The following is a 16717-nucleotide window of genomic DNA, read 5'->3' as shown; positions in this document are numbered from 1 at the left end:
TCAGGCGCTGACCCGGCCGCTCGCTGCGGCCAGGATGGCATTGATGATCGGCTCGTAGCCGGTGCAGCGGCAGATGTTGCCGGAGATGGCTTCAATGACCTCGTCGCGGCTCGGCGAGGGATTGCGGTCGAGCAGCGCCTTGGCGGCCATCAGCATGCCCGGCGTGCAATAGCCGCACTGGGCCGCGAAATGGTCCGCGAAGGCGCGCTGCAGCGGGTGCAGGTTCGGGCCCTGCTTCATGCCGTCGAGCGTCTCGATGGAACGGCCGGCCACCGTCTCCGCCAGCGTCAGGCAGGAGAGATGAAGCTCGCCGTCAACAAGCACACTGCACGTGCCGCAGCCGCCCTGGCCGCAGCCGAATTTCGGCGTCATGTCGCCGATCAGCTCGCGCAGCGCCACCAGAAGATTGGTGCCGCCGTCGACGAAGATCGCGACATCGCGGCCGTTGTGACGAAATTGCAGGGGTATCTTGGACATGGCTCTATTCCTGGCCTGACAGCAGGCGCCGCAGATGGACGCCGACGATCTCGCGGCGATACCACGCGCTGCCGAGCGCGTTGTCAGATGGCGACGTTCCCTCGGTCGCTGCGGATGCGGCGGCCGCGATGGTTGCAGCGTCCAGCGAGCGGCCCTCCAGGGCGCGCTCGGCGGCGCGGGCGCGGATCTGGGTCGGCGCCATCGATCCCAGCGCGATCCGAGCGCCCGCGATCCGGCCGCCGCTGATCGGCAGATGCGCGGCAAGCGTGACGACCGAGCCGCCCTTCGGCTTGATGCGGGCGATCTTGCGATAGCGGAACGCGTCGCTGCTCGCCGGCCGGGTGCAGGAGACCGACAGCACAAGGGTTCCGGCCTGACGTTCGCGCGCCTGCAAGAACTCCTCGATCGGGATGTCGCGGGCACCAAAGCCGCCCGCGACGGCGACGGTCGCATCGAGCGCCAGCAGCGCCACGGTGAAATCGCCGTAGGGAGCTTGGGCAAAAAGATTGCCGCCGACCGTGCCCATGTTGCGCACGGCGGGACCGCCGATCGAGCGGGCGGGCGCGTGCAGGAAGGCGAGGTCCCGCTCAGCAAGGATGCGCGCGAAGGTGACGCCGGCGCCGAGCGTGATGCGCGGTCCCGAGGCGTCGATCCGGGTCAGCGCCTGATCGTTGGCGCGGACCACGATCGAGATCGCGACATCGCCCTCGTTCAATGCCCGCATCACCAGCGTGCCGCCGCCGAGATAGCGCGCGCTGCGGTCCGAGGACAATGCCCCCGCCGCCTCGCTGGCGCTTGCAAACGTCTTCACTGTCACGGCCATGACTATGCGGCCTCCCTCAGATGCCGGCGGATTGCCTCGAATCCAGCCTGGTAAATGTCTTCCGCGACCATGTGGGTGATGCGGTCCCGATCTTCCGGCTTGGTGGTGAAACGGGATTCCCAGTGCCAGAAGGTGCGGTCGCCGTCGGTGACCGGCAGCAGCCTGACATGGGCGACGTAGTTGAACATCGGCACCGGCGTATCGAGCAGACAATAGCTGAAGGACTGCTCCAGGTCCGACAGCGCCAGCAATTGCTCGCGCAGCTCGGAGCCGTCGTTGAGCTTGAACCGCCTGATGCAGCCGATCCTGTCGGAGGACTGCGCGCGCTCGATCGACGAGGTCGCGACAACCGGATGCCAGCGATCGTGCCCGTTGAAATCGCGCAGCACGGTCCACACCGTATCGGTCGGTGCGTCCAGGATCGTGCTCTTGACGACATGCGGCACGGTCAGCCTCCGAACACGCGCTTGAGCGCATCAAATCCGCCCTGGAACACGCCGCCGCCGATATTGCTGACGAGCTCGGTCTCCCGCTCCGGCGCGCAGTCGAATTCGGCGGTCCATTCCACGAAGGTCTGGTCGCCGTCGGTGACGGGGGTGAGCCGCAGGGTTGCGACGTAGTTCTCGACGCCCATCGGAGATTCCAGGATCGAATAGGTGCAGAACATGTCGTAGTCGGAGAGGCCGAGCAGCTTCTCGCGGATGCGGTCGCCGTTGCGCAGGCGAAAATCTCGCACACAGCCGATCTTGTCGGCGGGCTCGCCGCCCTCGATGCGGCTTTCGGCGATCGCCGGATGCCAGTTCGGCAAGCCATTGAAATCGCGCACCCGCGCCCAGACGCGGTCGTTGCGGGCATTGACGACGGTGGAGACGTAGACGCGAGCCATGGCGCGACCTCAGCTCTTCTTCCGCGGCCCGCGCTCGGCCGGCGGTTCCCCACCTTCGGCCGAGGGGGCCGGCGAGGCCGCCGGCTTGTCGCCGCCACCTCCGCCTCCGCCGCTCTTGCGCGCGGACTCCTTGATCCCCTGCATGTCACGGGCTTCGCGGATCAGGCCCGGCATTTTGGAGAGACTGCCGCCTTCGACGCCGATGTCCGACAGGATCGAGTCGATCAGCGGCGCCTGGACGCGATAGCGCAGGGCGGAGTCGATGACTTCGTCGGTGGCGCTGCGGCCGCCATTGCCGCCGTGGCCGTTGCCGTTGAGGCCGTCGACCTGGAGGATGCGGATGCCCTCGATCTTCTCCATCGGCTTGACGCTCTCGCGGACGATGCCCTCGATCCGGTCGAGCAGCTTGCGGCGGAACAGCGAGTAGCGCGCCTGATCGGTCAGCACGTTCTCGGCCTCGTTCAGCATCCGCTGCGCTTCGGCCTCGACGGCGGCGCGCACGCGCTCGGCTTCCGCGGCGATCCGGGTCTCCTCGGCCTGTTTCTCGGCGAGCAGCACCTCGACCGTCTTGCGCCGCTTGGCGATCTCGCTCTCGCGTGCGGTAATGACGCGCTCGGTGGCTTCGGTCGCGCGCATCCGCGCTTCCTCGGCCGACGCCTTGGCGGCGGACTCTTCGAGAGACTTCAGATGGATGGCGATGGCCTTCTCCATCAGGACGGTCTCGACCTCCTTCTCGCGGTTGACCTCGAGCTTGCGCAGCTCGCGCTCGCGGCCGACGCGGGCTTCGTCGAGGCCGCGGTCGGATGCGATGCGCGCGCGCTCGACCTCCTCGCGAGAGGCGATCTCGGCCTCCTGCAGCGACTGTACCCGGGCGACTTCGAGCTGCTCGATCGACCGCCGGCGCTCGATGCGGGCCGCTTCCAGCGCCTGCTCACGCGACACGTCGGTGGTCTCGACCTCCTTGCGCGCGACGATCTCGGCCTGCCGGACCTGGCGATCGGCATCGATCCGCTCGGACTTCTTGGTCGACAGCGCGATGACGCGGTCCTCGTCGGCGATCTCGATCGCCTTCTTCTGCTCGATGTTGAGCACCTCGCGCTTCTTGGAGGAATTGATGCGCTCGGCCTCGAGCGCCAGATCGACCGTGATGCGCTGGCGCTCGATGGCGTCGCGCCGCTTCAGCTCGGCCGCCTCCAGCACGCCGGTGCGCTCGATTTCCAGCGAACGGGTGTCGCGCTCGGCCTGGATGCGCTCGGCCGCAACCGCCTTCTCCTGGGCGATGCGGGCCGCCTCGATCGCCTCGCGCGAGGCGATGTCGGCCTCCTCGACGGCGCGGTTGCGGGCGATCTCCAGCGAGCGCACGCGCTCCTCCTGGGCGATCCGGCTGGCCTCCGTGGTCTCGCGCGCCGCAATGCCGGCGACGTCGAGTGCCTGGTTGCGCTCGATCTCCAGCTGCCGCGTGTTCTGCTCGGCGGCGATGCGCTCGGCGGCGAGCGTCCGCTCGCGGGCGATGCGGGCGGCCTCGACCGCGCGCTGCGCCTCGATCTCGGCCTCCTGGATGGTGCGAACCTGCTGGATCTCCAGCGCGCGAGTGCGCTCGTCCGAGGAGATGCGCTCGACATTGACGATCAGGGTCTGGGCGATGCGGGCCTTCTCGGTGGCCTCACGGGCGGCGATCTCGGCCTCGTCGACCGCGCGGGTGCGCTCGATCTCGCGGCGGCGCGTTTCCTCCTCGTTGGCGATGCGGGCATCGGTGACGACGCGGTCCTGCTGGATCCGCGCCTTCTCGATGGCTTCGCGCGCCGCGATCTCGGCTTCCTCGACCGTGCGCATCCGCTCGATCTCGCGCTGGCGCACCTCGCGCTCGGATGCGATCCGCGTGGTGTCGATCGAGCGCTGGTTGGCGATCCTCGTCTTCTCGATCTCCTCGCGTGCCAGCAGCTCCTTTTCCTCGATGGTGCGGGTCCGCTCGATCTCCTTCTGGCGGGTTTCGCGCTCGGAGGCGATGCGGGCTTCCGCAATCGCCTGGTCGTTGGCGATGCGGGCGCGCTCGATGGCTTCGCGCGCGGAGATCTGCGCCTGCTCGGCCTCGGTTTCGCGCAGCGCCCGTTCGCGGGCGACTTCCGTGCGCTGAAGCGCGCGGCGCATCTCGATGTCGCGTTCCTGCTCCAGCCGCGCGGTCTCGCTCTCGCGCTCGATCTCCAGCGCCTGCCGCTCGGCCTCCAGGTTGCGGGCGCGGATCTTGATCATCGAGTCCTGCTCGATGTCGTTGCGCAGCTTCCGCTTGGCCTCGATGTCCTGCATCAGCTGGGTCAGGCCTTCGGCGTCGAACCGGTTCGAGGGGTTGAAGAATTCTAGGTCGGTCTGGTCGAGATCGGTGATGGCGACCGACTCCAGCTCGAGCCCGTTCTGAGCGAGGGCCTCCGCCGCGTTGGCCTTGACGCGGGCGACATACTCGCCGCGCTGCTCGTGCATCTGCTCGAGGGTCATTTCGGAGGCGATTGAACGGATCGCCGAGATGAACTTGCCGGCGAGGAGGGCATGCAGTTGCCCCGGCTCCATGGTGCGGCGGCCGAGGGTGGCGGCCGCGATGGACACCGCTTCGCGGGTCGCCTGGACGCGGACGTAGAAATCGGCCTCGATGTCGACGCGCATGCGGTCGCGGGTGATGACGGCGTCCTGCCGGGAGCGCACGATGCCCATCGGCAGCACGTTCATGTTGACCGGCGTGTAATCGTGGATGAACGGCAGCACGAACGCGCCGCCATTGATCACCACGCGCTCGCCGAGGAAACCGGTCCGGACGAACGATGTCTCCTTGGAGGAGCGGTGATAGAGCCAGTTCACGATATAGACGCCGACCACGATCACGACGATCGCGACGATCAGCCAGAGGATCAATTCACCGACGAGCATCCCCGACATCTTTTCCTCCCTCGAACCTTCAGGCGTTAGCGCGCGCCGATCGCCTTGAATTGACGTACCTGCTCCGTCAACGCCCGCTCCACGGGAAGCCGTTCCATCGAGGAGGCCCCGTAGAAGCCGTGGCAATGGCGGGTGTTCTTCATGATGAAATCGGCGTCGGCGGGATCCGCGATCGGGCCGCCATGCGCCAGCACCAGGATGTCGGGATTGACGCTGAGCGCGGCGGAGGCCCAGGTGTCGATCTGCGCCGGACAGTCCTTCAGCTTCAACGCGGTCTGCGCGCCGATCGTGCCGCCGGTCGTCAGCCCCATGTGGCAGACGACGATGTCGGCGCCGGCGATCGCCATCGCGGCGGCTTCCTTCTCGCTGAACACATAGGGCGTCGTCAGCATGTCCTTGTCGTGCGCCTTGGCGATCATGTCGATCTCGAGCGCGTAGGACATGCCGGTCTCTTCGAGATTGGCGCGGAAGGTGCCGTCGATCAGGCCGACGGTCGGAAAGTTCTGCACGCCTGCGAAGCCGAGCGCCTTCAGCTGGTCGAGAAACGCGTCCATGTCGCGGAACGGATCGGTGCCGTTGACGCCCGCGAGCACCGGCGTCCTCGTGACCACGGGCAGCACTTCGCCGGCCATCTCCAGCACGATGGCGTTGGCATCGCCGTAAGCCATCAGGCCCGCGAGCGAGCCGCGTCCGGCCATGCGGTAGCGTCCGGAATTGTAGATCACGATGAGATCGACGCCGCCGGCCTCCTCGCATTTGGCCGACAGCCCGGTGCCGGCGCCGCCGCCGACGATGGGCTCGCCGCGCTTCGCCATCTCGCGGAACCGCCTCAGGAGTGCTGCGCGTTCAAACCTTGGCATCGCTCACCTCGTTAGTCTCCGCCGCGCGCCGGTGCGGCCGAACAGGGTTCGGAATGCACCGACGATGGCGGCGGCGAAGTCGGGATCGTTGATGTTCTTGGGCGTGCGGATGAGCTGGCGATTGCCGGTCTGCCGCACGGTGCGCTCCAGCGTCCGGAACAGCGCGGCATCGGCGTCCGGATCCCAGAACGGCTGGCCTCGCGCGTCGAGTGCGGAGACGCCGCCCTCGGGCAGGAAGAAGCGCACCGGGCCATCCATCTGGTTGAGTCGCTCGCCGATCCAGCGGCCGATGCGCTCGTTCTCTTCCGCGGTCGTCCGCATCAACGTCACCTGCGGATTGTGCACGTGGAACTTGCGGCCGCGATAGCGCTCGGGAATGGTGTCGGGCGCGCCGAAATTGACCATGTCGAGGGCGCCGACCGAGCCGACATAAGGAACGCGCGTGCGGATGATCGCACCGAGGCGGTCCTCGGTCGCGGGAAACACGCCGCCCATCAGGAGATCGCAGACCTCCGTCGTGGTGAGGTCGATGACGCCGGCGAGCTGGCCGGACTCGACGAGTTTCTCCATGGAGCGGCCGCCGACCCCGGTGGCATGGAAGACCAGGCACTCGAAATCCTCGCGCAGCTCGGCGGCGATCTTCTGCACCGCCGGCGTCGTCACGCCGAACATGGTGATGCCGACCGACGGCAGGCCGCCGGCCTCCCGCGCCGTCGTAGCGCGCCCGTCCAGCCGCGCCTTGACCATGCCGGCGAGCGCATGGGCGCCGTTGGCCAGCACCGCGCGCGAGATCGAGTTCAGCCCTTGCACGTCGGTGACGGAGTGCATCATCGTGATGTCGGCCGGGCCGACATAGGGCCCGACATCGCCGGAGGCGACGGAGGAGATAATCAGCTTCGGCACCCCGACGGGGAGCGCGCGCATGCCCGGGGCCACCAGCGACGCCGCGCCCGAGCCGCCGGCCGAGATCACGCCGGCGACATTGCCCTGGCGCCGCAGCCAGCTGGCGAACGCATCGGCCATCGCGGTTACGGCCGCGCCGCGGTCGGGGCCGAACACCGCTGAGCCGCCGCGGCCGTGGTTGAGGGCGATCTCCTGCGCGGAGACATCGCAGCTGGAATGCCTGCCGCTGGTCGAGACGTCGACCAGCCGCGTGCGCAGGCCGGTTTCGGCGATGATGTCGCGGATGAAGCGCAGCTCGAGGCCCTTGGTGTCGAGCGTGCCGACGACCAGGACGACGGGCGGGCCGGCGGTCTGCGCCGCCATCGGCTCGCGCTTGCGCCGCGCCGTCTCGTCGAGCCGCGCGACCTGCGTCGAGAGCGTGCGCGCTGCGGCCTCGATGCGGGCGATCGGCACCGGCTGCGACCACCGCGTCGGCAGTGTCGGATTGGAGACGTAGATGCGGATCGGCCCGTCGCGGCGCGGCGCCGGCGCAGGTTTAGCTTCCGGGCCGGTCGCCGAGATCTCGATATCCGGCTCGAGCTCGGCATGAAGCCCGACGCCGAGCAGGCGTTGCTGGAGCTCGCGGTCGGCGGCGAGCCGTGCGGAGTCGATGATGCGATTGATGCGGCCGTTGACCATGATGGCGACGTTGCGCGAGACCGCGGTGGCAACCCCGATATTCTGCTCGATCACGAGCACGGACATGTCGCCGTCCTCACCGAGCCGCAGCAGCATCTCCTCGACCTGCGCCACGATGACGGGCGCAAGTCCCTCGGTCGGCTCGTCCATGATCAGCAAATGCGGATTGGTGAGCAGCGCGCGCGAGATCGCCAGCATCTGCTGCTCGCCGCCGGAGAGCTGGCCGCCGCCGTGATCCCTTCGCTCGGCCAGACGCGGGAAAGTGTCGTAGATGCGCTCGACCGTCCAGGCGCCGGAGCGCATGCCGCCGGCCAGCCGCAGATGCTCGTCGACGCTGAGCGAGCGCCACAGACGGCGTCCCTGCGGCACGTAGCCGACGCCGAGCCGGGCGATCTGGGCGGGCGGCCGCCTTGTGATGTCCGTGCCGCGGACACGGATCGACCCGCCGCTGACGCCGACGAGCCCCATGATCGCCTTGCACAGCGTGGTCTTGCCCATGCCGTTGCGGCCGACGACGGAAAACACGCCGCTGTCGAGCGTGAGGTCGACGCCTTGCAGCGCGTGCGAGTGCCCGTAATAGACGTCGAGCCCGCGGACCTCGAGCGCGGCGGCGGAGCGGCGGGCCTCATTCATGGCCGCCTCCGAGATAAAGCTCCTGCACCTCGGGGTCGGACTGGATCTCTTCCGGCAGGCCCTCCTTGAAGATGCGGCCGTTGTGCATCATCGTGACGCTCTCGACGACGCGCAAGGCGACGTCCATGTCGTGCTCGATGATGATGTAGCCGATATGCGCAGGCAGCGAGGTCAGGATCTCGATCAGCTCGGCCCGTTCGGTCGGTGACAGGCCCGCGGCCGGCTCGTCGAACAGGACGAAGCGCGGCGCGCCGGCGAGCGCGAGCGCGATCTCGAGCTGGCGCTGCTGGCCGTGCGCGAGCTCCGCCACGCGCTGGTCCTTCACGGCGGCCAGATGCACGGCCTGGACGAGGTTGTCGGCCGCATGCATCAGGGCATCGTTCTGTCCCGGCCGCAGCAACGAGAAGCGTCCGCGCGAGACGCCGCGGCAGGCGAGATAGACATTGTCCTGCACGGTGAGGCCGGGAAACAAGGCCGAGATCTGGTAGGTCCGGCGCAGCCCGCGGCGGATGCGTTCGTATGGCGGGAAATGCGTGACGTCCTCGCCGAAGAAGCGGATCGTGCCGGAGGAGGGCGCGAAGTCGCCGGTGATGCAGTTGAACAGCGTGGTCTTGCCGGCGCCGTTGGAGCCGAGCACGGCGCGGCGTTCGCCGGGCCGCACGGTGATGGTGACGTCGGTCAGCGCCGCGAGCGCACCGAACAATCTCGTGACGCCGCGCAGCTCCAGCGCGGCGCCGGCCCCGACGGCCGAGAGGCGTTGGGCGACGCTATCCATGGCCGCGTCCTCCGCCCGGTCGATTTGCGGCCGGACGCCGGCTCTGGCGCCAGCGCTGCCACAGGCCGATGACGCCGTCCGAGGACCAGAACACGATGGCGAGGAAACCGAGACCGATCAGCAGGCGGAAGCGGTTGCCGTCGAGGCCGAGCCTGACCAGGAAGTCGAGCGCGAAGGTGCGCAGCAGCACGAAGATCAGCGCGCCGATGAAGGGACCGATCGGACGCGTGATGCCGCCGACGACGGCGATGATCAGCACGTCGATGCAGGCCCCGACGCTGACCGAGCCCGGCGAGATCTGGCGGTAGTTCCAGACCTGGAGGACGCCGGCGAGGGCGGCCACGAAGGAGGCGAAGGCATAGGCGGCGACGCGGTGCGCATTGACGTTGAAGCCGAGCGCCGCCATGCGCCTGGGATTGTCGCGCACGCCCTGAAGGGCGAGGCCGAACGGGGCGCGCGAAAGATATTCGACGGCGAAATAGCACAGCGCGGCGACCGCGAGCACGATATAGTAGAAGGGAATGTCGGCGCGCCAGTTCACGCCCCAGAAGTGCGGCGTCGCCACGGTGTTGATGCCGGTATGGCCGTTGAAAATCGCCCAGTTCTGATTGGTGAAATAGTAGAAGGCAGCGCCGATCGCGAGCGTGATCATGATGGTGTAGATGCCTTCGGTGCGCACCGCGAGCGCGCCGCCGAGCGTGCCGAAGGCGGTCGCCAGCGCCAGCGCCATGGGGACCGCGAGCCACCACGGCCAGCCCAGGCTGATATTGGCGTTGCCGCTGACGCCGAACACGGCGACCATGTAGGCCGAGAAGCCCGCGATGGTGAGCTGCATCAGGCTGACCATGCCGCCATAGCCGGCAAGGAACATCAGGCTGAGCGCCATGATGCCGAGAATCAGCGTGGTCGCGAAGATCTCGATCAGGAAGAAGCCGCTCGCGATCAACGGCATGATCAGGAGAATGACTGCGACGATCCAGGCGGCGGGATTGTTGATCTCCGGCCATGTCCGCGCCGGGCGCTGCGCGACATCGGCGGGGCGAACGGCAACGCGGGCATCGTGGGCGAGCGACATGTCAGCGCCTCGCCAACAGGCCTTGCGGCCGGATCGCCAACACCAGCACCATGATCAGGAAGGTCACGACGATGGCATAGGTCGGGATGTAGACCGAGCCGAGCTGTTCGGCGAGGCCGATGATCAGCGCGCCGAGCGCCGCGCCGGGGATCGAGCCCATGCCGCCCACGATCACGACGACGAGGGAGGCGAGCAGGAAGCGGATGTCCTCGCCCGGGGATAATGACTGGAAGGTGCCGCCGACGACGCCGGCGATGCCGGCAAGTCCTGCGCCGAACGCGAACACCGCCACGAAGACGAGCTGGATGCGCACCCCGGTCGCCGCGAGGATATCGCGGTCCTCGACGCCGGCGCGGATGATCATGCCGGCGCGGGTGCGATTGAGCGCGAGCCACATCGCCACGCCGATCACGACGGAGGCGGCGAAGATCACCAGCCGCACCAGGGGATATCGGAGATAGACCGGCTCGCCCGAGGATTTGATCGCCGTGACCAGCGGCAGCTCGATGGGGCCGATCAGCCAGTTCGGCGTCTGGATCTGGTAGAAGTCGCCGCCACAGGCCCACAGCATGAGATCGGCGAACACGATCGAAAGCCCGATCGTCACCATGGTCTGCCTGAGGTCCTGTCCCTCCATCCGGCGGAACACGATCAACTGGAGCAGGACGCCGACCAGGGCGGTGAGGATGAAGGCGACGATGAAGCTGAGCAGCCAGGAGCCGGTCGCCGTGCTGATGGCGTAGCCGACATAGCCGCCGAACAGATAGAGCGAGCCGTGCGCGAGGTTGACGTTGCGCATCAGGCCGAAGATCAGCGTGAAGCCGCTGGCGACGAGGAAGTAGAGCCCGCCGAGCGTGATGCCGTTGAAGACCGCGTTGAGGAAGACGCGCTTGCGGCCGATGGCCTCTTCCAGGCCCGGCGGCCAGACCGCGAAGACCAGCCACAGCCCGACGGCAATGGCAATGATCGAGATCAGCGCCCAGGCCGGATGGCGTTCGACGAAGCGGCTCATGCTCTCGCCTCGTATCGCTTGCGGCGGGGCAATGGCATATCGTAAGCGGATTTTCCGCGGCCCATCCTTCGAGACGCTCGCTTTGGCGGGCTCCTCAGGATGAGGGCAGAGTATGCGGCAGCAATTTCAGCGGTGTCGATGCCGATTAGCCTCATCCTGAGGAGACCGCGCAGCGGTCGTCTCGAAGGACGAGGCGCTTGCTCAGGCGGCTCCAGGAGATCGTGTGCGATTGCGCTCGCGCGTGCGGAGAGAGGTCGCGCCGAACACGCGGGTTCACCCCAACCCTCTCCCTGCAAGCGGGGCGAGGGGGCATGCAAGCCGTTGCCGGCTGCTGCTGGCCCTGCCATGGACGCACGTCCTCCCTGGACTCGCGACCCTCTTTCGGGATCGCGTTGCCCGCATCCTAGCGGGGCTGCGAGGGCGACGTTTGATCGTGAGTATCTTTTCGTGGCCCGCGCTCAGGCGCGCAAAATCTTGGCTGCGCGTCGATAATCGGTCGGGGCCATTCCCACATTGGCGGCGAAGAAGCGGGTGAAGCCGCTCTGCGAGGAGAAGCCGAGATCGAAGCCGATATCGGCGATCGGCGTCTCGCTTGCCACCAGCGCTTCGAGCGCATGTTCCATGATCAGCGTGTTGAGATAGAGGTTCGGCGTCACGCCGGTCTGGACGCGGAACAGCCGGTAGAAATGCGGTCGCGACAGTCCGGATTCCCGCGCGATCGTATCGAGCTCGATCTCGGCGCCGGGGCTCTCCGACATCATCTTGATGCATTTGCGCACGCGGAAATCGGTGACGGCGCCGTTTGCGCGTGGATCGCGCGCGATCTCGGCCTGCTGCCAGCTTTCGTCGTAGCAGATGTCGATCAGCCGCCGCAGCTCGGAATCGAGGCTGGAGAGCGATGGTGCGCCGCACACGAGCGCGGCCGTCCGCCTGATGTGCTTGTCCAGCGCCGGCGTGCGCCGGAACTGGGTGCGGCCGAAACGCATCCGATGGGTGCCGGAGGCATCGGGTGCAAACCATTCGGCATTGACATAGAGCACGAAGAAGATCGCGCCGCCGTCGAGATCGGCGGGCAGGAAATTATGCGGCTCCCAGGGATTGACTGCGACGACGGACGTCTCGTTGAGATCGTGGTGTCCCTCGGAGACGTCGATGCATGCCGGCATGCCGCCAACATGGAAGATCAGATGACCTTCACGATGGGCGTGAATATTGAAAGGGCGGTTCAACTGATAAACCGTCGCCCGGCCGAACCGGCCGTGGAAGACGGCGAGCGCACGGCTCATGCCTTCCCCTCCCGAATGTTCTTGTCTTTTCGCTCAGCGTTCAACAACGCCGACGAGATTGCAAGAGCGGAGAGCGACCGCGTCAGCAAGTCGCTCCCCGGGTTGTGCATCGCGGAGGTGATGCGTCAGTATTTCTTACATTCCGGCACGGTGCGGCTCGGCAGCCCGATCTTGGAGAAGACGGCCGGGTCGTAGCCGAGCGTCTGGTTCACGTTCGGGATCACCTTCACGACCTTGCTGAACAGCGCGCCCTTGCCGTCATCGACGACTTCGGTGACGAAGTTGGTGCCGATCGCCTGCCGGTTGGAGTCGAGCTTGATCTTGCCGTTCGGCGCATCGATCTCGATTTTGGCGAGGGCTTCCTTGTACTTGGCCTGGTTGTTGGAGAGATCGCCATTGACCTCACGCAGCGCCAGGATCAGCGCCATGGTCGAGCCGTAATAGTTGGTGGCGAGCAGTGACGGGCTCGGGAAGCGCTTGTTCGGCGGGAAGGCGTCCTGATAGGCCTTCACGAATTTCTGCCAGCCCGGATCCTCCCAGGTATCGGCCTGGCCGCTCGCCGCGATGGTGCCGACCAGGGCGTTCTTGGCGTTGCCCTTCGACGACAGGATGGTCTGGTCGATCATGATGGAACCGCCCATCAGATGCGCCTTGCCGCCGGCCTGCTGGTACTGGTTGAGGAAGTTGACGGCATCGGCGCCGCCAAGCCCGAGATAGATCGCGTCGACGTCGTCGGGCAGTGCGGCGATGACCGAGGCGAAATCCTTGGTGCCGAGCGGCACCCATTGCCGGTTGGTGACCTGTCCGCCGGCGCCGCAGAACTCGAGCACGAGGCCGAACACCTGGGTGTAGATGAAGGAATAGTCCTCGCCGACGGTCGCGATCTTGCGATACTTCTTGTCCTCAAAGGCGTATTTGCCGAGGCCGACCTGCCACTGCGCGCCGTCCATGTTGTAGCGGAAGAAGTTCGGGGCAGGATCGACATAAGTGGTTTCCTGCGCGCCGGAGGCTGCGTTGATGAAGGTCAGCTCCGGATGGGTCTTTGCGAAGTTCTTCACCGCGATGCCTTCGTCGCCGGAGAGCGGCGACAGCAGGATCTGCACCTTGTCCTGCTCGATCAGCTTGCGCACGGCGCGCACCGCGCTGTCCGGCGTTGCGTCGGTCGAGGCGACGATGAATTCGAGCTCCTTGTCGCCGACCTTCTTGCCGAGGACGTTGAGTGCCGTCTGGTGGCCGCGCATGCCGTCCTCGCCGAGCACCGTGTAGGTGCCTTCGAGGGTTGCGGTTACGCCCACCTTGATCTTTTCCTGGGCGATCGCTGCGCTTGAAAGAAACAAGCTGCTCAGCGCGAGCAGTCCCACACTGCATTTCGACATTGTGCTCCTCCCTGTGTGTCGTCTTTTGTCGCCGCGTGGCTCTCCAAAGGCCCGCGGCTTTGACGGGAAAGCTAACCGAAGTCGGATGCGGTGCATCCGTTAGCGCCTCCTTTGGTTTGACGGGCAGTCTCATTTTTGAATGGTGCGGCGCAAATGGTTCCGCGGTGCAGCAGGCTGTCACAGGAACGTTTCGGGCGGGGCTCCGTTAGCGGAGCGAATTGCTGGAGCTGTCCATGATCGAATACCCCAAGCCGCCTTATCCTTCGCAACAGCAGCCGATGCCTGGTTCGACGGGTGCGATGAATCCACGCCCCGATCATGGCGAGGAGAGCTACAGAGGCTCAGGACGTTTGGCCGGAAAGAAGGCGCTCATCACCGGTGGTGACAGCGGCATCGGCCGAGCGGTCGCGATCGCCTATGCCCGTGAGGGCGCGGACATCGTCATCTCCTATCTGAACGAGGACGAGGATGCAGCCGAGGTCAAGGCGCTGGTGGAGCAAGCGGGACGCAAGGCGATCCTGATTCCCGGCGACATCAGCAATCCCGAGCACTGCCGGTCCATCGTGCGTCGCACCGTCGAGGAGCTCGGTGGGATCGATATCCTCGTCAACAATGCCGCCCACCAGGCCACGTTCAAGGACATCGCCGACATCAGCGACGAGGAGTGGCAGCGCACGTTCGAGACCAACATCCACGCCATGTTCTATCTGACCAAGGCCGCCGTGCCTCACATGCGGCCGGGCGCTGCGATCATCAACACGGCGTCGGTGAACTCCGACATGCCGAATCCGACCTTGCTGGCTTACGCCACGACCAAGGGCGCCATCCAGAATTTCACGGGTGGGCTGGCGCAGATGCTGGCCGAGAAAGGCATTCGGGTCAACGCCGTGGCTCCGGGTCCGATCTGGACGCCACTGATCCCGTCGACGATGTCGGAGGAAAGGGTCAAGAATTTCGGCAAGCAGGTCCCGATGCAGCGCGCCGGCCAGCCGGCCGAGCTCGCGACCGCCTATGTCATGCTGGCCGATCCGCTCTCGAGCTTCACCTCGGGGGCCACCTTGGCCGTCACCGGCGGGAAGCCGTTCATCTGATTGAAGGTGCCTCGTCAGCGTCTTGAGAGCACGAGGATCGTGGCGGCGCCGGAGGCCGGGCTGCCACGTCCTGGCCAGCAGATCGATCAGGCGGCGTTGGACGCCTTGGCGTTGACGCCCTTGCGGAGCGCCACCGTGTTCAGCTTGGTGTTGGCGGCCTTCTCTTCGTTCAAATTGGTCGTGAGGAAGCGCACGATGTCGTCGTGGCCGAGCTCCTGCGCCCAGGCGATCAGCGTGCCGTAGCGGCACATCTCGTAGTGCTCGACGGCCTGCGCGTTGGCCACGATCGCGGCATCGAGCACGGCCTTGTCCTCGATCTCGCCGGCGGTCGCGTCGGCTTCCTCGATGAGGCCGTCGATGGCGGGGCACTGCGTGCCGCTGGGCTCCTTGCCGAGCTTGGCGAACACCTTGTTGAGCCGTTCCACCTGCTTGTTGGTCTCGTCCAGATGAGCCTTCAGCCCGGCGACGAGATCCCTGTTGGTCGCCTTGTCGATCATCTTCGGCAGCGCCTTCAGGATCTGCTGCTCCGCGTAATAGATGTCCTGCAGCCCGTGCAGCAGCAGGTCTTCCATCGATTTGATGTCCTTGGTGAAGAATCCCATAAAAGACGCCTCCTTTTGACAATGATGACACTGGAACGCTGCGCGGCCGCAGCTGTTCCATTCCTGTGTGCAGACCAGGAGGGCCGAATGAGCGACGGAATTGATCATCTTGCGGGCCTGCTCGGCCGCGCGGCGATGGACGTGTGGGGCGACATGCCTCGCGACATCCAGGAAGCGCTGTTCGAGACGGCCATGAAGGGGCGCGAGACCGAGCGCGAGGAGCTCGCGCGGCTGTTGCACGAGCGGCACCCGCGTACGCTTCATCCGGCCCGGCCGGGATGATGCAGCGACTGGAACCAACATACGCGCCGCTGATTGGTAACTGAGCGACGCGCCGCCGGATGGTTCGCATGAGGCCGCAAGGAGGTGCATCGCTCGACCGTTGGAAAATTTGTGAGTCGATCGCCGTGACTGAGATGAACATCGGAAAATGGTACGACCCGATCTCGGAACGGTGGATCGCGCCGCGTGAAGCGCGCACCATCGCCGGCTATGGTCAGTCCGGCGCCGATAAGGTGACGGAGAGCCACGAGAGACGCGAGGCGCAGCGGATCTGGCAGCTGTTGGTGGATTGCTGCGCAGGTGAGTGATGCCGTCCTTGGCGGCAGGCGCCACTATTTATAGCGCTCCTCCGGCGTCATCACGCTCGCGTCATCGATGCCGCAAGCAACGAAACCGTCAATTCGGACAGGGTTGCCCCGCCGCTCCCCACATCGCCATGTCCTTGACGTGGTCCTCGAAGGTGCCGGGCGGCGTCGAGCGGCCGGCTCCCGGTGCCCAGCCACGAGGAATGAAACCGTTCAACGAAGCGTCGTGCCGCAAATGGTCGACGAGGCCGGCGGCGTCGCGACCGCCGTTGCGCTTGGGATCCTTCATTTGCGCGCAAATCTCAGCGCCACTCTTGCCGAACCAGATGAAGGCCACTGGGGCGAGCTGCCAGTCGATGCCGGCGCGCGGCGGCGCCGGGGCCGGTTCGTTCGCCTGGGTGGAGGTCATGTGACAGGTCGAGCAGGGGATCGCCTCCGTGCCGATGCGGCTCGCTCCGCCGTGGATGTTCATCCCGTGCACGCGCGGCTTGGTTTCGCCCGCCGGCGTCCATATCGGGATCGCCTTGGCATCGACGTGGCAGTTGGCGCAACGCGGATGGGTCACCACGGCTTCGATCCGCTTCCAGGCCGCCAGTCCCTCGGCGCGGCTGACGCTGCCGGTCGGCAGCGCAGGCCTGGCGGTCTCGTCCTTGGCCGCGACGATCCCGGTGAGGACGGCGATTGATGAGGCGGCGAGGACGACGGCGATCAGAGACCTGTTCATGGCT

Annotated in this window: 17 protein-coding genes; 3 read left to right on the top strand and 14 right to left on the bottom strand. The window is 66.5% G+C overall.

The window, feature by feature from the left end:
- The 12 genes from XI03_RS31515 to XI03_RS31460 all read right to left on the bottom strand — a co-directional run bounded on the left by XI03_RS31515 (position 1) and on the right by XI03_RS31460 (position 13709).
- Positions 1 to 477 (bottom strand): (2Fe-2S)-binding protein, encoded by a 477-nt coding sequence (locus tag XI03_RS31515; protein WP_038949659.1) that lies wholly within the window; start codon positions 475 to 477, stop codon positions 1 to 3.
- 4 nt (positions 478 to 481) lie between these two features.
- Positions 482 to 1300 (bottom strand): FAD binding domain-containing protein, encoded by an 819-nt coding sequence (locus XI03_RS31510; protein ID WP_028143767.1) that lies wholly within the window; start codon positions 1298 to 1300, stop codon positions 482 to 484.
- Between the two features lie 2 nt (positions 1301 to 1302).
- Complete coding sequence (locus XI03_RS31505; RefSeq protein WP_038949657.1) at positions 1303 to 1746, bottom strand: SRPBCC family protein; 444 nt, start codon at positions 1744 to 1746, stop codon at positions 1303 to 1305.
- A 2-nt stretch (positions 1747 to 1748) separates the two neighbouring features.
- Entirely contained in the window at positions 1749 to 2186 is a 438-nt protein-coding gene (locus XI03_RS31500) for an SRPBCC family protein (protein WP_128939213.1), read from the bottom strand.
- 9 nt (positions 2187 to 2195) lie between these two features.
- Complete coding sequence (locus XI03_RS31495) at positions 2196 to 5111, bottom strand: flotillin family protein (protein WP_028143765.1); 2916 nt, start codon at positions 5109 to 5111, stop codon at positions 2196 to 2198.
- Between the two features lie 26 nt (positions 5112 to 5137).
- Positions 5138 to 5971: a phosphoenolpyruvate hydrolase family protein gene (locus XI03_RS31490; protein ID WP_038949654.1), complete on the bottom strand. Its 834-nt coding sequence runs from the start codon at positions 5969 to 5971 to the stop codon at positions 5138 to 5140.
- 3 nt (positions 5972 to 5974) lie between these two features.
- The gene (locus XI03_RS31485) at positions 5975 to 8185 is read right to left on the bottom strand and encodes an ABC transporter permease (RefSeq protein ID WP_271594282.1); all 2211 of its coding nucleotides are present in this window, start codon (positions 8183 to 8185) and stop codon (positions 5975 to 5977) included.
- Entirely contained in the window at positions 8178 to 8960 is a 783-nt protein-coding gene (locus tag XI03_RS31480) for an ABC transporter ATP-binding protein (protein WP_028143762.1), read from the bottom strand. The genes XI03_RS31485 and XI03_RS31480 overlap by 8 nt, the downstream gene beginning before the upstream one ends.
- Positions 8953 to 10035: a branched-chain amino acid ABC transporter permease gene (locus XI03_RS31475; RefSeq protein ID WP_271594281.1), complete on the bottom strand. Its 1083-nt coding sequence runs from the start codon at positions 10033 to 10035 to the stop codon at positions 8953 to 8955. The genes XI03_RS31480 and XI03_RS31475 overlap by 8 nt, the downstream gene beginning before the upstream one ends.
- Before the next feature lies 1 nt (position 10036).
- Positions 10037 to 11047: a branched-chain amino acid ABC transporter permease gene (locus XI03_RS31470; RefSeq protein WP_271594280.1), complete on the bottom strand. Its 1011-nt coding sequence runs from the start codon at positions 11045 to 11047 to the stop codon at positions 10037 to 10039.
- A gap of 458 nt (positions 11048 to 11505) precedes the next feature.
- The gene (locus tag XI03_RS31465) at positions 11506 to 12333 is read right to left on the bottom strand and encodes a helix-turn-helix transcriptional regulator (protein WP_271594279.1); all 828 of its coding nucleotides are present in this window, start codon (positions 12331 to 12333) and stop codon (positions 11506 to 11508) included.
- Between the two features lie 125 nt (positions 12334 to 12458).
- On the bottom strand, positions 12459 to 13709 hold the full coding sequence (locus XI03_RS31460; RefSeq protein WP_028143758.1) for an ABC transporter substrate-binding protein: 1251 nt from the start codon (positions 13707 to 13709) through the stop codon (positions 12459 to 12461).
- 233 nt (positions 13710 to 13942) lie between these two features.
- On the opposite strand from XI03_RS31460, the gene XI03_RS31455 reads away from it, so the two are divergent.
- Positions 13943 to 14800 carry an SDR family oxidoreductase gene (locus XI03_RS31455; RefSeq protein WP_028143757.1) on the top strand — a complete coding sequence of 286 codons (858 nt, stop codon included), beginning with the start codon at positions 13943 to 13945 and terminating at the stop codon, positions 14798 to 14800.
- An 86-nt stretch (positions 14801 to 14886) separates the two neighbouring features.
- Here XI03_RS31455 and XI03_RS31450 read toward each other — a convergent pair whose 3' ends face one another.
- Positions 14887 to 15402, bottom strand: coding sequence for a YciE/YciF ferroxidase family protein (locus XI03_RS31450; RefSeq protein ID WP_028143756.1), 516 nt, complete (start codon positions 15400 to 15402; stop codon positions 14887 to 14889).
- Between the two features lie 87 nt (positions 15403 to 15489).
- On the opposite strand from XI03_RS31450, the gene XI03_RS31445 reads away from it, so the two are divergent.
- Both XI03_RS31445 and XI03_RS31440 read left to right on the top strand, forming a co-directional pair.
- The gene (locus XI03_RS31445; RefSeq protein ID WP_038949649.1) at positions 15490 to 15684 is read left to right on the top strand and encodes a hypothetical protein; all 195 of its coding nucleotides are present in this window, start codon (positions 15490 to 15492) and stop codon (positions 15682 to 15684) included.
- Positions 15685 to 15809: 125 nt separating this feature from the next.
- On the top strand, positions 15810 to 15992 hold the full coding sequence (locus tag XI03_RS31440; RefSeq protein ID WP_157158098.1) for a hypothetical protein: 183 nt from the start codon (positions 15810 to 15812) through the stop codon (positions 15990 to 15992).
- An 88-nt stretch (positions 15993 to 16080) separates the two neighbouring features.
- Here the strand turns inward: XI03_RS31440 and XI03_RS31435 are convergent, their stop codons facing one another.
- Positions 16081 to 16713 carry a hypothetical protein gene (locus tag XI03_RS31435; protein ID WP_028143754.1) on the bottom strand — a complete coding sequence of 211 codons (633 nt, stop codon included), beginning with the start codon at positions 16711 to 16713 and terminating at the stop codon, positions 16081 to 16083.
- Positions 16714 to 16717: the final 4 nt, after the last annotated feature.

Origin of the sequence: Bradyrhizobium sp. CCBAU 65884 (assembly GCF_028128835.1) — a bacterium.
GTDB classification, from domain to species: Bacteria; Pseudomonadota; Alphaproteobacteria; order Rhizobiales; family Xanthobacteraceae; genus Bradyrhizobium; species Bradyrhizobium ottawaense.
The sequence above is the reverse complement of the archived record's forward strand: the minus strand, read 5'-3'. Positions and strand labels throughout refer to the sequence as shown.

Excerpts from the sequence above, each read along its gene's own strand:
- XI03_RS31515 (WP_038949659.1), bottom strand. The coding sequence starts at position 477 with ATGTCCAAGATACCCCTGCAATTTCGTCACAACGGCCGCGATGTCGCG.
- XI03_RS31510 (WP_028143767.1), bottom strand. The coding sequence starts at position 1,300 with ATGGCCGTGACAGTGAAGACGTTTGCAAGCGCCAGCGAGGCGGCGGGG.
- XI03_RS31500 (WP_128939213.1), bottom strand. The coding sequence starts at position 2,186 with ATGGCTCGCGTCTACGTCTCCACCGTCGTCAATGCCCGCAACGACCGC.
- XI03_RS31495 (WP_028143765.1), bottom strand. The coding sequence starts at position 5,111 with ATGTCGGGGATGCTCGTCGGTGAATTGATCCTCTGGCTGATCGTCGCG.
- XI03_RS31490 (WP_038949654.1), bottom strand. The coding sequence starts at position 5,971 with ATGCCAAGGTTTGAACGCGCAGCACTCCTGAGGCGGTTCCGCGAGATG.
- XI03_RS31485 (WP_271594282.1), bottom strand. The coding sequence starts at position 8,185 with ATGAATGAGGCCCGCCGCTCCGCCGCCGCGCTCGAGGTCCGCGGGCTC.
- XI03_RS31480 (WP_028143762.1), bottom strand. The coding sequence starts at position 8,960 with ATGGATAGCGTCGCCCAACGCCTCTCGGCCGTCGGGGCCGGCGCCGCG.
- XI03_RS31475 (WP_271594281.1), bottom strand. The coding sequence starts at position 10,035 with ATGTCGCTCGCCCACGATGCCCGCGTTGCCGTTCGCCCCGCCGATGTC.
- XI03_RS31470 (WP_271594280.1), bottom strand. The coding sequence starts at position 11,047 with ATGAGCCGCTTCGTCGAACGCCATCCGGCCTGGGCGCTGATCTCGATC.
- XI03_RS31465 (WP_271594279.1), bottom strand. The coding sequence starts at position 12,333 with ATGAGCCGTGCGCTCGCCGTCTTCCACGGCCGGTTCGGCCGGGCGACG.
- XI03_RS31460 (WP_028143758.1), bottom strand. The coding sequence starts at position 13,709 with ATGTCGAAATGCAGTGTGGGACTGCTCGCGCTGAGCAGCTTGTTTCTT.
- XI03_RS31455 (WP_028143757.1), top strand. The coding sequence starts at position 13,943 with ATGATCGAATACCCCAAGCCGCCTTATCCTTCGCAACAGCAGCCGATG.
- XI03_RS31450 (WP_028143756.1), bottom strand. The coding sequence starts at position 15,402 with ATGGGATTCTTCACCAAGGACATCAAATCGATGGAAGACCTGCTGCTG.
- XI03_RS31445 (WP_038949649.1), top strand. The coding sequence starts at position 15,490 with ATGAGCGACGGAATTGATCATCTTGCGGGCCTGCTCGGCCGCGCGGCG.
- XI03_RS31435 (WP_028143754.1), bottom strand. The coding sequence starts at position 16,713 with ATGAACAGGTCTCTGATCGCCGTCGTCCTCGCCGCCTCATCAATCGCC.